The organism is Chitinimonas violaceus, assembly GCF_052601015.1.
In genome coordinates, this window is record NZ_JBQXDJ010000002.1 from 1 (window position 1) to 14,892 (window position 14,892).

At 56.1% G+C, this 14,892-nt stretch carries 14 protein-coding genes; 8 read left to right on the forward strand and 6 right to left on the reverse strand.

Annotation, left to right across the window (positions count from 1 at the left end; genetic code table 11):
• The 5 genes from ACUHMQ_RS01055 to ACUHMQ_RS01075 all read right to left on the reverse strand — a co-directional run.
• Nucleotides 1-537 (reverse strand): transposase (locus ACUHMQ_RS01055; RefSeq protein WP_445293585.1); only part of this gene is annotated, 537 nt, incomplete at its 3' end.
• Between the two features lie 135 nt (nt 538-672).
• Nucleotides 673-2,307: a GMC family oxidoreductase N-terminal domain-containing protein gene (locus ACUHMQ_RS01060; RefSeq protein WP_445293586.1), complete on the reverse strand. Its 1,635-nt coding sequence runs from the start codon at nt 2,305-2,307 to the stop codon at nt 673-675.
• A complete protein-coding gene (locus ACUHMQ_RS01065) occupies nt 2,300-2,854 on the reverse strand; it encodes a hypothetical protein (protein WP_445293587.1) in 555 nt (184 codons plus the stop codon). The genes ACUHMQ_RS01060 and ACUHMQ_RS01065 overlap by 8 nt, the downstream gene beginning before the upstream one ends.
• 10 nt (nt 2,855-2,864) lie before the next feature.
• A complete protein-coding gene (locus tag ACUHMQ_RS01070) occupies nt 2,865-4,292 on the reverse strand; it encodes a coniferyl aldehyde dehydrogenase (RefSeq protein WP_445293588.1) in 1,428 nt (475 codons plus the stop codon).
• Between the two features lie 316 nt (nt 4,293-4,608).
• Nucleotides 4,609-5,451, reverse strand: coding sequence for a ChaN family lipoprotein (locus ACUHMQ_RS01075; protein WP_445293589.1), 843 nt, complete (start codon nt 5,449-5,451; stop codon nt 4,609-4,611).
• A gap of 19 nt (nt 5,452-5,470) precedes the next feature.
• Here ACUHMQ_RS01075 and ACUHMQ_RS01080 point away from each other — a divergent pair, with 19 nt between their 5' ends.
• Nucleotides 5,471-6,748 carry a vWA domain-containing protein gene (locus tag ACUHMQ_RS01080; protein WP_445293590.1) on the forward strand — a complete coding sequence of 426 codons (1,278 nt, stop codon included), beginning with the start codon at nt 5,471-5,473 and terminating at the stop codon, nt 6,746-6,748.
• Nucleotides 6,749-6,808: 60 nt separating this feature from the next.
• On the opposite strand, the gene ACUHMQ_RS01085 is transcribed toward ACUHMQ_RS01080, so the two are convergent.
• Nucleotides 6,809-7,261: an Hsp20 family protein gene (locus tag ACUHMQ_RS01085; RefSeq protein ID WP_445293591.1), complete on the reverse strand. Its 453-nt coding sequence runs from the start codon at nt 7,259-7,261 to the stop codon at nt 6,809-6,811.
• Between the two features lie 422 nt (nt 7,262-7,683).
• Between ACUHMQ_RS01085 and hemP the strand changes: the two genes are divergently transcribed.
• From hemP to ACUHMQ_RS01120, 7 genes are all read left to right on the forward strand, one after another.
• Nucleotides 7,684-7,851, forward strand: a complete 168-nt coding sequence (gene hemP / locus ACUHMQ_RS01090; protein WP_445293592.1) for a hemin uptake protein HemP — start codon at nt 7,684-7,686, stop codon at nt 7,849-7,851.
• Nucleotides 7,852-8,034: 183 nt separating this feature from the next.
• Nucleotides 8,035-10,215: a TonB-dependent hemoglobin/transferrin/lactoferrin family receptor gene (locus ACUHMQ_RS01095; RefSeq protein ID WP_445293593.1), complete on the forward strand. Its 2,181-nt coding sequence runs from the start codon at nt 8,035-8,037 to the stop codon at nt 10,213-10,215.
• 558 nt (nt 10,216-10,773) lie between these two features.
• Complete coding sequence (locus ACUHMQ_RS01100; protein WP_445293594.1) at nt 10,774-11,799, forward strand: hemin-degrading factor; 1,026 nt, start codon at nt 10,774-10,776, stop codon at nt 11,797-11,799.
• Nucleotides 11,789-12,586 carry a heme/hemin ABC transporter substrate-binding protein gene (locus ACUHMQ_RS01105; protein WP_445293595.1) on the forward strand — a complete coding sequence of 266 codons (798 nt, stop codon included), beginning with the start codon at nt 11,789-11,791 and terminating at the stop codon, nt 12,584-12,586. Before ACUHMQ_RS01100 ends, ACUHMQ_RS01105 begins: the two co-directional genes overlap by 11 nt.
• A 26-nt stretch (nt 12,587-12,612) precedes the next feature.
• The gene (locus ACUHMQ_RS01110) at nt 12,613-12,984 is read left to right on the forward strand and encodes a VOC family protein (protein WP_445293596.1); all 372 of its coding nucleotides are present in this window, start codon (nt 12,613-12,615) and stop codon (nt 12,982-12,984) included.
• 15 nt (nt 12,985-12,999) lie between these two features.
• Nucleotides 13,000-14,010 carry a FecCD family ABC transporter permease gene (locus ACUHMQ_RS01115; RefSeq protein WP_445293597.1) on the forward strand — a complete coding sequence of 337 codons (1,011 nt, stop codon included), beginning with the start codon at nt 13,000-13,002 and terminating at the stop codon, nt 14,008-14,010.
• Nucleotides 14,007-14,807, forward strand: coding sequence for an ABC transporter ATP-binding protein (locus ACUHMQ_RS01120; RefSeq protein ID WP_445293598.1), 801 nt, complete (start codon nt 14,007-14,009; stop codon nt 14,805-14,807). Before ACUHMQ_RS01115 ends, ACUHMQ_RS01120 begins: the two co-directional genes overlap by 4 nt.
• The last annotated feature ends 85 nt before the right edge of the window (nt 14,808-14,892 follow it).

Genomic DNA, 14,892 nt, shown 5'->3' on the forward strand with positions numbered 1-14,892 from the left:
TGCGTCGAAGAACACAACCGGATACATCGGTTCAAGCGGTCGAGCCTGCCAGGCAGCGACTTCTGTCATGACTTCGTCGGTCACCGAACTGATGAACTCTGGTGAGACTTCAGTGCCATATTGCTCGCGCAAGAAGCCCTGAATCTCACGTACGGTCATACCTCGGGCATACATGGCGACAATCTTGTCGTCGAAGCCCGTAAAACGGCGTTCATGCTTGGGAATCAGCAGCGGCTCAAAGCTGCTGTCGCGATCGCGAGGGACCTCGATGCGGATTGGGCCATCTTGGGTCAGGATGGTCTTGACGCCCCTGCCGTTGCGTTGATTGGTAACGGTGTTGGGTTTAGTGGCGCCGGGTGGATAGCCAAGATGGTGGTTCATCTCGGCCCCCAGTGCCCGTTCGATCAAGGCTTTCTTCAGGGCCGCCGTAGCGGTATTGATGGCCTCCGCGGTCATGGGTCCGTTGCCGAACTGAGCTAGGAGCTCGGCGGGAATTGCCGGCAATTCCACCGGCTTGGCTTTCGGTTTGCGAGGCATACATTCTCCTTGGGAGCATGATATGCCTTGAACACGAAATTACTGACAGACCCTTCAGTTTGCCTTCCTGACTCTTCTTCTGCGGAGAATTTGAACAGGTTCTTAGACTTGAACACGCTCTTGTATAGCAATCAGCTATACCGTTGCTGCTACAGGCCAAACAACCGTCTTACCCGTGAGCTTTGTCGCAAGCAAACTAGCATTGCGCGCCACCAGACCATATATCGACAGCTGTGGGTTGGCTCCGATGGAAGTCGGAAAGACCGACCCATCCATCACATACAGACCATCGAGGTGATGAAACCGGCCAGCGCTGTTTACCACGCCGTCCTCTGCCTTCGCACTCATGCCTGCCCCCCCCATCACATGCGCAGACACAATCCGGGCGCGCAGTCCTTCCAATGGCAGAGCAAGAATGGCTGACTTCGCCTTTGCCCAGCTGGCATAGCCTTCCGCGGCTACATCTTCGTGAATCGGCATGACGTGGGTTGCGCCTGCAGCAAACTGAAGTTCAGCCATGGTGAGATAAGCCTGCCGCACGCCAGCCCACACATAATGACTGATAGGGTAATCCAGCAACGGACTGCCGTCTGATTTCAGCCCCACCGTCCCACCCCGGCTGCCCTCGTGAAATCCATCGCGCAGCAATGCCAACACCACCTGCAACCGATCAAAACTCGCCATCAAACCGCGATGTTTCTCTCCGAACCCACTCATCGTAATCCCCGTCAGCACAGGGTGTAATGGCGGTACTTCCAGCTTATAGCCAATAGGGCCGTCTACCGGCATGGTGTCGAGAAAGTGATCGGAATAGATGCTTTGCGGCGCACCTTGCCACCCCTCCACCTTGGAGGGCATAACAGCGCCAGAGATATTCACGGGGTGTAGAAATGTACGCTTGCCGATCAAGCCACAAGGGTCTGGCAGTTGGGAACGCAGCATCAGCGCTGGTGTATTGATTGCGCCGCCCGCCAGCACCACGGTAGAGGCACGAACCGTCAGCTTCACACCGATGGGATACCGTCCACTTACATCCATAGCAACGCATTCGACCCCTGCTGATTTATCACCTTCCCATAGCGCCCGCTCTGCCCGGCTATGAATCAGCAAGGTTGCGCCCAAACCCAATGCTGAAGGAATCGTGGTAACCAGCATCGATTGCTTGGCATTGACCGGGCAACCCATACCACAGTAACCAAGGTTAAGGCAGCCATTCACATTACGGCGAATCTTGGCCCAGTGAATGCCCAAGCGGTCTGCCCCACGGGCCAGGGCACTATTGTTTGCATTAGGTTCGACCTGCCAGTCGACTATATTCAGGCGCTTCTCGGCACGGTCAAACCAAGGGGCCAACTCCTCTACCGTCAGGTCTTCCAAGCCAAAACGCTTATTCCAATACTGCAAGGTTGTTGGCGGTGTCCGAAAACTGGAGGTCCAGTTCACCACGGTCGACCCACCGGTAGTACGCCCCTGCAGAATCGTGATGGCTTTGTCTTTAGTCTGTCGCCCGGCGGACTCCTGGTAGAGCTGTGGATAGGCATCCGCTTCCTTAAGCTTGAAATGCCGGGAGGCATAGTTCAGCCCCCCCTCCTCCACCATCACTACCCTAAGACCAGCCATGCTCAGTATTTCAGCAGCTATACCACCGCCCGCGCCCGTACCAACGATAACGACATCGGCTTCCAATGTTTGGTCCTGCATCAAGGCTGATGCATCACGCACATCCCACTTGCCGGAAGCCAAGCCTTCGGCAATCAGGTCCTTAGGCATGCCAGTAGCCTTTCACGAATTCGGGTGGGCCTGTATAGCCGATGTCAGCCCAGGCTTGCGGGTTGCCATACCAGGCAGCGAAGATGATTTGATGCAGCGCCTGATAGCCACTGCGTAACAGAGGAAGAGAGGAATAACGCCAACGATTGAGAAAATGGGCGATTTCATCATCGCCGGCTACCGCCCAGGCACTGCTGACACCTGCAACCCAACGACGGGCGAAGCGGTTTGCCAACAAAGCGAGCAGCTCTTCCACCTCGCCTTGCACCAGTTCAGGCAAACCGGAAATAACGGTGTCGCACCCCGCTACTACCGCCTGCAGTGCGGTTTCTCGCTCCGCCTCACCAAAGGGCAACGCCCCTTGAAGCATCACTCGGGCGATTGCCGCAATCGCGGTACGGCTTTCGGCATCGAGTACCTTAAAGTGATGCAGCTGTGATGCTGCATACAATGCATCTGGCTTGAACGGCCCGTAGACAAAACGGGCCAACCCCAACACAGCAGCACCGGCGAAGCCCGTTTGCAGCAATTGACGTCGGGTAAGCATGGCGCATGCCCTAGCGCAACATGAACTTCAGCAGCCGTGCAACCAAAGACCCATAAGGTGGGCGCATCATCCAAATACCGTTGATTCGACTCTGAGCGAAGACAGGCTTCATCTTGGAAAAGGTCTCAAAGCCCTCATGTCCATGGTAGTGCCCCATACCCGAAGCACCGACACCACCAAAGGGCAAGTCATCCTGCCCAACATGCATCACCGTCTCGTTGATGCCGACACCACCAGAAACCGTAGCCGCCAGCATTCTGTTGATACGCTGGTTGTTGTAATCGAAGTAGTACAACGCCAAAGGGCGTGGGTGGGCATTGATATAGTCGATGGGCTCATCCATCGTGCGGTAGGTCAGTACAGGCAGAATCGGACCAAATATTTCCTCCTGCATCACCGTCATCTGGTCGTTCACGTCCAGCACCACGGTCGGCGCCAATTTCCCGGAAGCCGCATCCACTGCTGCAAGCGGTTGCACCTTCGCGCCTTTTTGCTCTGCATCCTGCAAATACCCTTGCAGGCGCGCAAGATGGCGGCTGTTCACCACAGCGCTGTAATCCGGATTTTGCGCCGCATTCGGGTACCACTTGGCTACCACCGCCTTTGCGGCATCGATAAATTCGGCTTGTTTACCTTCAGGGATGAATACGTAATCTGGTGCAACACAAGTCTGGCCGGCATTCAGGCACTTGCCATGCATGATCCGCTCGGCAGCGGTGGCGATAGGGAAATCCGGATGCACTATGCACGGCGACTTGCCCCCCAACTCCAACGTTACTGGCGTCAGATTGGCAGCCGCGGCCCGCATCACATGCTTACCCACCTCGGTAGAGCCCGTAAACAGCAGGTGATCCCAGGTATAACCTGAAAATGACTGGGCTACTTCCACCCCACCGTTCAACACCGCCACCTCGCCTTCATCAAAAGACTCGGCCAGGGCCCGCCGCAACGCCTCGCCAAAGCGGGGGGTGTACTCGGAAATCTTGATCATGACCCGATTTCCCGCCGCCAATGCTGCAGTCAGCGGGCCGATAGCCAAATACAAGGGGTAGTTCCACGGGACGATGACCCCGACCACACCCAGCGGTTGTGGAATGACGGTATTACTGGCTGGCATGAACCAGATCGACACCCCACGCCGTCTGGGCTTCATCCATTTCGCCAACTTGCGGGTTGTATGCTTGATGCCGGCAATACTTGGGAACAGCTCCAGGAGTCGCGTCTCATGCACCGACCGATGCCCAAAGTCTGCGGAGATCGCTGTCGCAAGCGCATCCTGATGTTGCAGGAGTGCGTGCCGCAGCCGGCTCAACCGGCTTAGCCTTATTTCAAAAGCGGGGAATGGTTCGGCAGCAAATGCCTTACGTTGCCGCGTATACAAATCAGCAAGCCGTGCTTTTTCCGCCTGGCTGTCATGGGGTTCGAACATGGCATGCATAGTGCCTCCTCGTAGTCTTCGCACCTGCTTACGATCTTACTGCGCAGCCGTGATCAGGGCTTATGTGCTGCTCTGTGCCACGCTGGCAGCTGCTCGCGACAGATCGTAAACAGGCTCTTATGGTTGCTTATACCTACTTGCTAAACGCCAAGCCGGCAAAGCGGTATAAATCGTTCGAATCATTCTAAAACAGGGCTGTGTTGTGCGGTGGGGCGATTACCCGCTTGTTTATAAAAACCGACAAGCCCTGACATTACGCCAACAAACCTTTGCCAGAATGTTCTGCAGGCAAGAAAAAAGGCTATACCGATAAGTTTTATTTCGACGAAAGGGTTGCTACAGACAAGCCGGCACAAGGATCCGCACGTGTCTGGGTGGGTAGTACAACGCTTTGGTCAAAAGCAACCGGTTCGGCTTGTTCTAACAACCCTACCGATACGGTATCGGGTAACCAGTAAGGCACGCCAATGTCTCGCCGTACATGGCCATTGCCCGCCAACAGCACAACCCCTCTGTTGCCCAGATAGGGCTTAATCGACTCGGCCATTACTACATCGCGCGCAATCTGCGCCTTGGCCATGCTTTCCAGCATCGCCGCTGGCAGCTGCCCACAATGCCCCTTGTCCACGGCTTGCCGCTGTCCATTCAGTACGACACTTGGCAAGTCATCTTTGAGGCCATACTGTGCAATCAGCTGATCTGACAGCGCCGCAGCAAAGCCTTGCTTAGCCACTTTGGCAGCATTCGCACGCGATAAATTGGCCGCCACGATAGGCAAGTTGTACTTAATCGCCAGTGCTAGCACAGGACGGTAGTAGTCCCAGTTCCATCCTTTACCGAAAGGGGCTGCCTCTGCAATCAGGCGGTCGACGTCCACCGGCGGTGTCGCCCGGATTTGATCAAGCACCGTCTGCTTTTCTCGGTCGAACTGTTCCAGGGCAATTGCCGGCCGCCAACCCGCTTCCAATGATTCGCGCAACGCAGCCAAACGAAATGCGTGTACCGCAGCATTGTCGTGCACCTCACCCAACAACACTGCATGCGGGCCTGATAATGCTTTCGATAGCGGCCCAGGAATATTGGGTGCATGCGCACACCCAATCAGATTGGTGCTTACCAATCCCACCGCAAGTAAGAGAAAAGAGGAGGAATGCGACATAGCGACCCTCGATACTTTATTGAGAGTAATTATCAATAAAACCCTGCCCTACGCCAAGCCATGGCAACGCAAGCCAATAGCAGCGACAATATCGGAACTGCCTCAATCTCCCTCCCCCATGCTGATCGACTTCTTTTACCACTTGCGTGATGCCAAGCTGCCAGTTTCAACCAAGGAGCTTTTGACCTTGCTGGAGGCACTGGACTCCCGAGTGGTAAACGGCAGTCTCGACGATTTTTACTTTCTCTCACGTGCCATCCTGATCAAAGATGAAAAGTATTTCGACCGGTACGACCAAGTCTTCGGCCAGTACTTCAAGGGGGTAAACAGCCTGCTGGAGAAATTGGAAACCGCCATCCCTGAAGACTGGCTACATAAGCTGATTGAAAAACAGCTGTCTGAGGAGGAAAAAGAACAGCTGAAAGGTTTGGGCTGGGACAAGCTGATGCAAACCTTGAAGGAACGGCTGGCTGAGCAGAAAGAGCGCCACCAAGGCGGGAACAAGTGGATAGGTACCAGTGGCACAAGCCCTTTCGGCGCCTATGGCTACAACTCGGAAGGTGTCCGTATCGGGCAGAACGAGTCTCGGCATCGCCGCGCAGTAAAAGTATGGGACCAACGGGAATTCAAGGATTTCGACGACACTCGCGAGCTGGGAACGCGCAACTTCAAGGTTGCGTTACACCGCCTGCGCCAGCTGGTACGGCAATCCGAAGCCAATGTGCTTGATCTGGATGCCACTATCCGTGCCACCTCAGACAATGCAGGCTGGTTGGATCTGAAGTTCGCCCAGGAACGGCACAATGCAGTGAAGGTGTTGCTCTGCCTGGATGTCGGCGGATCGATGGATGACCATATCGAAGTGTGCGAGAGCCTTTTTTCTGCGGCGCGCAGTGAATTCAAGCATCTGGAACACGCTTACTTCCACAACTTCTTTTACGAGTCGGTCTGGCGCAACAACCAGCGCCGCAACAGCGAGCGGCTTTCGACCTTCGACTTGCTGCATACCTACCCCAGCGACTACAAGTTGATCATCGTGGGCGACGCCACCATGAGCCCCTATGAGATTGTCTATCCAGGTGGTTCTGTCGAACACATGAATGAGGAGCCAGGCAAGGTATGGCTGGAACGCCTGCTGGCACATTTCTCCCATGCGGTATGGCTCAATCCGGTCGAGGAAGCACGCTGGGGCTATACCGAATCCCTGCGCATTACACGTGAGTTGATGGGGGAAAGAATGTACCCGCTCACACCAGCGGGCTTGGAAGCTGCCATGCGCAAGCTGCAAGCCAGTTGAAGGGTTGGCGGAAACAAAAAACGGCCGGGTAAATCCCCGGCCGTTTTCATTTATGGCTTATCAGGCCGTACGGCGTTCCAGCATATGCACGTTGTCGCCATCAATCGCGATCTTGCGTGGTTTCAAAGCCTCAGGGATCTCACGCACCAGTTGGATATTCAAGAGCCCGTTATCCAACGAGGCACTCGCTACCTTGACATGCTCAGCTAACCGGAAGCGATGTTCGAAGTCGCGGCTCGCGATGCCACGGTGCAAATAGGTGGACTTGGTCTCACTACGCTGTTTGCGGCCGACAACCTTCAGCACATCATTTTCCGCTTCGATATCCAGCTCTGCACGCTCAAAGCCTGCAACCGCCATGGATATCCGGTATTCGTTTTCCGACAGTAATTCAATGTTGTAGGGAGGGTAACTCGGCTGCGCATCGTTGCGCAGTGCCTCGTCGAACATATGGGCCAGGCGGTCATAGCCAATGGCAGAACGGTACAGGGGGGTAAAGTCGTAGCTACGCATGGTGAATATCCTCTGAAAAATCAAGCGATAAGGTTGTTTCGTGAGCCTCTCTTGAGCACCCACATGGGCTAGATAGGTATGGGCTTTTTGGTTTTCAAGCCCCCTCTTGCAAACCGAAAACAAAATTTGTGTAGCCCCCCCTTTTTCATTCACGTAAGCAGTGGCAGCCAAACCGAGTGCTGTTAAGTCCCCTGCCGGCTTTCAGCTCCATCTTCATACGGGTGATACGACACCTAAAGCACCATCAGCATGCGCATTCTTTGTCTTTGTAGGTACGGCTCCGTGCACCGTACTCACCTTACTTTTCAATGAAGCACAGAGCTTCGAACCGGGTCTTAAGTCTAAAGCCAACTATTCCAGTACCTGAAAGTGTCTGCGTTGCGTCTTGCATTTTTTAAATGATAAGCATTATCATTACAACAATGAACTCACGCACACTAACTCTCAACAGATCTGCCGAGCCACGCGCCAAACCAAGAATGGATGTACTTGCGCTATTGCAGGGCCATCAGGAACTTGAGATTGCTCATCGTGGGGAGGTCTATCGCTTGCGCCTTACCCGCAACGGCAAGTTGATCCTGACCAAGTAAGACGTTTTGTATGCGTGATGTTGCACCAATCAAGGCACAGCACCCTATGTACTGTGCGTAACAGTTAGCAGCACCCTTTCCATGACGATGTAGCCAGCCAACCGGTGCCCGCCACTGGCCAGCCAGCGATTTGAGAGTCCCCGCCGCATCCAGGCGGCGGGGCTTTTTTTGGACGCAGAATCTATGACCGGCAACACTCTCTTCACCCGTCTCACTCCCTTGGCCACCGCATTGGCTATCCTGCCTGCTTTTGCAGATACCGCGCTGCCTAGTACCCACTCCCAAGCCCTGCCCAGCGTTTCGATTACCGCAACGCGCCTGCCAAAAGATGCCGATGCAGTAGCGCCTAACGTGGCAGTTCTCCCTCCTGAAGGCAGCGACAAAGGCCGAGTGCATGACATTCAAAGCCTGTTTGTCGACGAGCCCGGCGTATCGGTAAGCCGTGACCCAGCCCGGCGTGGCAATGCCGGCGTAACTATCCGCGGCATCGAAGGCAACCGGGTGCAGATGACCATCGACGGTATCAATCTACCGCAGGTCTATATGGGTGGTGGTGCGGCCATATCCGGTCGTGACATGGTCGAACTGGACAACCTGAGCGCCGTGGAAGTCATCAAAGGGCCTTACTCCGGCCTATATGGTGCCGATGCACTAGGCGGCGTAGTAGCCTATCGCAGCCTGAATATCGAAGACCTGCTGGCCAAGAATGCCACCCAGGGCGGCCGTCTTCGCCTTGGTTACTATGGCGTCGACAACAGTAAACGCGCTGGCGCTGCTGCCGGTATGCGCAGTGGTGCCTTCAACGCATTATTCAATTACACCCGCCGCCAGGGGGAAAACAACAAGACCCAGGGCGACAACGATTCAGCCGGCAGTGCACGTACAACCGCCAATCCCTTGGACTGGAGCAGTGACGCCATCCTGGCCAAACTGGGCTGGGAATTGGGTAATGGCCACAAAATCGGCTTTACCCAAGACAGCTTCCGCCGTAAGAGCGATGGAGACTATCTGAGCAGTCGCGGTGGTGCGGTGTTGTCGCAAACCAGTACCGACAAAGCAAAGCGTGACCGCAGCAGCGTCAGTTACGACTACGGCGCTACCGGCAGCGGCTTGGTTGGTGCACACCTCGGTTTTTACCGCCAAACCGGCAAGAGTATTGAAGACACACTTGAAGGCCGTACCGGCAACATCCGTCGCACTACCAACGCCAGCTTCGAGCAAACCGCCTGGGGACTCGACGGTCAGGTAACGCACCGTTTCGATCAGGGCAATCTGCTCCACACCCTCGTCTGGGGTGGCGACTTCAGTCGCACCGAAACCAGCCGGCCACGGATGCGTACCCAGATCAACCCCAATGGCAGCGTAATCACCACCGTGGGTGGCGAAGTCTTCCCTCAAAAGACCTTCCCCGATAACGACAGCGATCGCCTGGGGCTGTTCGTGCAGGATGAAATCACTTTTGCCTCGGGTATGAGCATTACGCCGTCACTACGCTACGACCGTTACAGTCTGGAACCCAAGACCGACGCAATGTACGTCAACGCCAACCCGAATCCGGACAATGTACGCAAGTCTTCAGACTCGGCCATTTCACCCCGTCTCATGCTCAGCCTACCGTTTAACGAGCAATGGACGGGTTTCGCACAGGTTGGCACTGGCTTCCGCACACCGAATTTCGACGATGGCGTATTGGTGTTCGTCAACCCAGCGCATGGGTATGAAATCCAACCCAACCCCAACCTGAAAGCGGAAACCAGCCGCAGCGCCGAATTCGGGGCCCGTTACCGCAGCAGCACAACCGAATTTTCGGTCACTGTCTACCAGAACCGTTACAAAAACTTCATTGCCTCCACCTTGGTTTCCGCAGTGGACACCAATGGCAATGGTGTTGCCAATGAATTCCAAGCCCAGAACATCGGTCGCGTTCGTATCAGTGGGCTGGAGATGAAGGCTGCATGGCGTATGCAACCCAAGCTGAAGTTACGCGGCGCAATGGCCTACGCCAAGGCGGACGACCTTAGCAGCAACCAGGCTTATGACGCCGTGGAGCCCCTGAATGGCTCGGTCGCGCTGGACTACGACAGCGAACAGTGGGGCAGTACGCTGGCATTACGCGGCGCCAAAGCCAAGAATCGTACCAGCGCCGCCAGCCTGTTCAAGGCTCCGGGCTATGGGGTGCTTGATCTGTCCGCACGCATGCAGCTGGGCCGCCAAGCTAGCCTGCAAGCCGGCGTTTACAACCTTACCGATAAAAAGTACTGGCTGTGGAGCGACGTCAAAGGGCAAGCCGCCAGCAGCAATGTGTTGGACCGTTATACCCAGGCGGGTCGGACGGTAGGTGCCAACTTCGACTACCGCTTCTAATAGCCTGTTCATGATCTTACTGCACCGCTGTGATCAGGGCTTATGCGCTGCTCGAAAGCCTCATGTACTCAAGTACATTCCGGTTTCTGCGCTGCTCTGTGCCCTGCTGACAGCTGCTCGCAACAGATCGCAAACAGGCACTTATGAACCTGTACAGGATTGGTCGCCGACCGAGCCACAAAGATTAACCAAGTAAGGGGCCAGAAATGGCCTTTGGCAGGGGCAGCGTCGCCCGGGAAGCCGGCGCTGCCCTTAGCCATAACCGTTTGAATCTGCCTACGGACTGCAGCAAACAGTTGTCAGCAGAGTGGGTCATGGCGTGAAAATCGGCATGTATGCCACGTAGTACGTAGGCCCCTGTTACACACGCTAGCACAACAGACTTTGAACAGGCTCTTAGGACCTGCTTACGATCTGTTGCGAGCAGCTGTCAGCAGGGTGCAGAACAGCACAGAAACCGGAATGTACTTAGGTACATGAGGATTTCGAGCAGCACATAAGCCCTGATCACGGCTGCGCAGTAGGATCATAAACAGGTTCTTAGACGAGGAGAAAAATATGAACGCAAACACCCTATGGCAAAGCTACCTGCACCTGAAAGCCAGTGAACCGAAAATCCGCGCCCGTGATGCCGCAGCACGGCTTGGGGTCAGCGAAGCGGAGCTGGTGGCTGCAGACCCGTTGTCCATCACGCTATTCCCCAAATGGGCAGACATCCTGGGTGAGCTTGAAAAGCTGGGGGTCGTGATGACGCTGACCCGCAATGAAGCCGCCGTTCACGAAAAAACTGGCGTCTACGCCAACGTCCGCATTCAAGGCGAGATGGGCCTGGCGCTGAATCCGGAAATCGACCTGCGTTTCTTCCTGCACAGCTGGCGCTATGGCTTTGCCGTGCGTGGCGATAGATCATCCCTCCAGTTTTTCGACCGCCACGGCGATGCCGTACACAAGATATTCCTGACACCGCAGTCCGATGCCGCTGCCTATGACGAGCTGGTCAGCCATTACGCCAGCAGCCACGCCCACGTTGAGGTGGACGACCCACGCGAGCGCCAAATTGACCAGCCGGATGCCGCCATCGACCAGGTCGCATTCCGCCAAGGCTGGCTCAACTTGCAGGACACGCACGAGTTTTACCCCTTGCTACGTAAATTCGAAGTCAGCCGGCCACAAGCTTTGCGCTTGGCTCCTCATGGCTTCGTACGGGAAGTGGATCTAGATTCGATCGAGATGCTGCTCAACCATGCGGCACGCACCCAGCTGTCCATCATGGTGTTTGCCGGCAACCATGGTTGCTTGCAGATCCATACCGGCCCGGTACAAAAAATCGCCGCCATCGGCCCCTGGCTGAATGTGCTCGACCCAGGTTTCAACCTGCACCTGCGTACCGATATGTTCGCCAAGGCGTTTGTTGTACGCAAACCCACCCGCGATGGCGATGTAACCTCGCTGGAGTGCTACGACGCTGCAGGGGAATTGATTGTGCAGTTCTTCGGTGAACGCAAGCCCGGCAAGCCGGAGCTCGGTGCCTGGGCAGCGCTCGCACATAGTCTGCCCGATAAGGAGGTAGCCTATGCCGCGTAAACATCTATTCAGCACACTTTTTTTGGGTTTGTTGTTCAGCACGCCTGTTCAGGCTGCCGAACGCATCGTGGCGCTGACAGCGGATGTTGCCGAGATCCTGGTGGTGTTGGGCAAGGCTGATGAAGTCGTCGGTCGCGACCGTTCTGCCAAACAACCAGCATTGGCCAAAGCTGTGGACATCGGTCTGTCGCGTTCGCTTAGTGCTGAACCCATCCTGCGCCTCAAGCCCAGCCTGGTGATCGGCAGCCGTATGGCCATGCCGGCAGGTATTTGGGGTCAGCTCAATGGATTCGGCTTGCGAGCTGTTCAGGTCAGCAATCGTGAGGACGGTGCTGACTACGCCGATACCATCCGCAATGTAGGTAGCCTTATTGGCGCCGCCACCGCTGCCAACAAACTGGCTACAGACTGGCAAAACGCCATGCAGCCGGCAGGGCCAATGGGTAAGCGGATACTGATCAGTTATGAAGGCAAAACCGTCGCCGGTCGGGATACCCCTGGCGATACGCTGATCCGGGCGGCGGGTGGCATCAATGCGGCGGCAACCGTGGTGGGCTACAAGCCGCTCGATGCCGAAGCCATCGCCAAACTCGCACCAGACCTTATCCTGGTTGCAGACCATAACAAGGCTGCGTACGGCGGCATCGACCAGCTGAAGGCCCGCCCGGATATCGCCAGCACACCAGCTGGAAAGAACGGCAAGGTGTACGAAGTGCCTGCACACGAGTTTTTCAGCGTCAACCTGGGTAGTCCAGTAGCGGTGAAGAAGCTCAAGGGTATGAGTTGAATCCAGTGGTCAACCCGCCTGCTCCTATGACAGTTACCCAAGCACTGGAACTCAAGTCCTTTTTGCCCGCCCTCGATTTCGAGGCTTCGCGTCGGTTTTATCGCGATCTGGGTTTCAGCGAGTACCCGCATGGGGAAACCCTGGTCGAGATGCTTCTTGGCAGCGTCGCTTTTCTGTTGCAGAACCTCTATCACAAGCAATGGGCTGAAAACTGCGTCATGCATCTATTGGTAGAAGATGCCGATACCTGGTGGCAACACATCACAATCAGCAATCTTCTTACTCAACATGCCGGTTGCCGTGCCATCGCTCCGGAAGACAAGCCCTGGGGATTACGCCAATTATCGCTAGTCGACCCGTCCGGCGTGTTATGGCACATCGGTAATCGACTGACCTAGCCCCGACCAAGCCTCATGTCCACCGTCCGTGCCTTTTGGTTACGCCGACCCACCCCGTTTTCAAGCAGCCTAGCGTTTTGCCAACGCTTCACCCTCCGTCTCTTGATGGTCGCTGGTACAGGTGGCCTTTTGTTGTTTGCACTAGGGTTTCAAGGCGATGGCTGGCAATGGCCTGACTTGCAGGACCCTATGGTCTACGCATTGCGACTGCCACGGGTATTGGCCGCCCTCCTGGTCGGCGGTGCGCTTGCAGCGGCAGGCGCAGCCCTGCAAGCCTTATTCCGCAACCCCTTGGCCGATCCGACGCTGATCGGTACCTCAAGCGGCGCCGCCTTGGCCGTTGTCGCCGTCATGGCACTGGGTTTAGGCAGCATGAGCTTGCCATTGGCAGCCTTTGCTGGCGCGCTGCTGACAACCTGGGTACTGCTTGGGCTGGCCAGGCTTATGGGGGGCGGTGAAATCAGTCTGTTATTGATCGGTCTGCTACTGGGTAGTTTAGCGAGTGCCGCTACCGGCATACTTTTGTTCCTGTCTGACGACCTGACCCTGCGTAGCGCCATGGTATGGCTGTCCGGTCAGCTCGGATCAACAACCGGTGCGCCGTTGCTATGGGCCGCGCCCGTTGCCTTCTTGGGCATCATGATTCTGGTTGCCCTGGGACGCGATCTCGACTGCTTACTGCTGGGTGAAGACGATGCCCGCAGCCTCGGCGTACCGGTTGAGCGTGTACGCGTAATTTGCGCGATTGGCGCTGCATTGGCTGTGGGTGCGGCCGTATCAGTGAGTGGCATCATCGGCTTTATCGGCATGATGGTGCCTAATGCCTGCGCACTAGTGCTGGGCGGTGGACGACGCAAGCTCATCATCGTTTCAACTGTGGTTGGCGCGCTTTTCCTGCTGGGCATGGATACGCTGGCCCGCGGGGTTGCTTACCCGGTCAATCTGCCCGTGGGCTTGTTGGTGGGCTTCATTGGCCCGGCCTTCTTCCTTTGGCTATTCCGCCTGCGCAGAAGAGGAAATGTATGAACGCACCCCACACCTTCATGCTGCCCGCTTTCCAGTTGCGTCAACTCACCTTGCAAGCGGGGAAGCGTTACCTGCTGGACAAAATCGACGCGGAGCTGCCGCGTGGCCAATTCACTGCAATTGTCGGTCCCAACGGTGCAGGGAAAAGCACGCTCTTGAAGCTGCTGGGGGGCTTGCTCACCGGCCAGCAAGGCCAAATCCTGCTCGATGGCATTCCGCTGAACACCATTAATCAATCAGATCGCGCCCGCAAGCTTGGTTGGCTGGGGCAGTTTCCACCCAATGAGCTGCCCTTGAACCTGGCCAACTACGTGTTGCTTGGCCGTCGCCCCAGTCTGGGCAGTTTCGGCCGGGCCAGCAGTGATGACCTCGCTCGTGTCAACGAAGCGCTGGTAAGCGTTGAATTGCACACCCGCAGTACCAGCCCATGGCGCAACCTTTCAGGCGGCGAACGGCAACGGGCAGGTCTTGCAAGACTTCTCACTCAGGATGCACCGATTTGGCTGCTGGATGAGCCCACCAATCACCTCGACCTGAAACACCAAGCCCTGCTGTTTCGCCGTCTGCGTACCGAAGTCGCCAAAGGCCGCACCATTGTTGCGGTGCTACACGATCTAACCCAGGCAGCGCGCTGGGCGGATCATGTACTGTTGTTGGGAAATGGTCGATTGCTTGCCCAGGGCGAACCGACAAGCTGTCTCGAATCTGTATCCCTTAGCCAAGCATACCAATGGCCGGTAAGACTTTGGCAAAGCCAGGAAGGATGCTGGCAGGTGGCGGTAGGTGAGGTCGCTTGAAACATCCACGATGAGAGCTCGTTCAAATTGTCCATTCAGCGAAATGACAAACGGATTTGACTATCGGCGTACCGGAGTGGGCAAT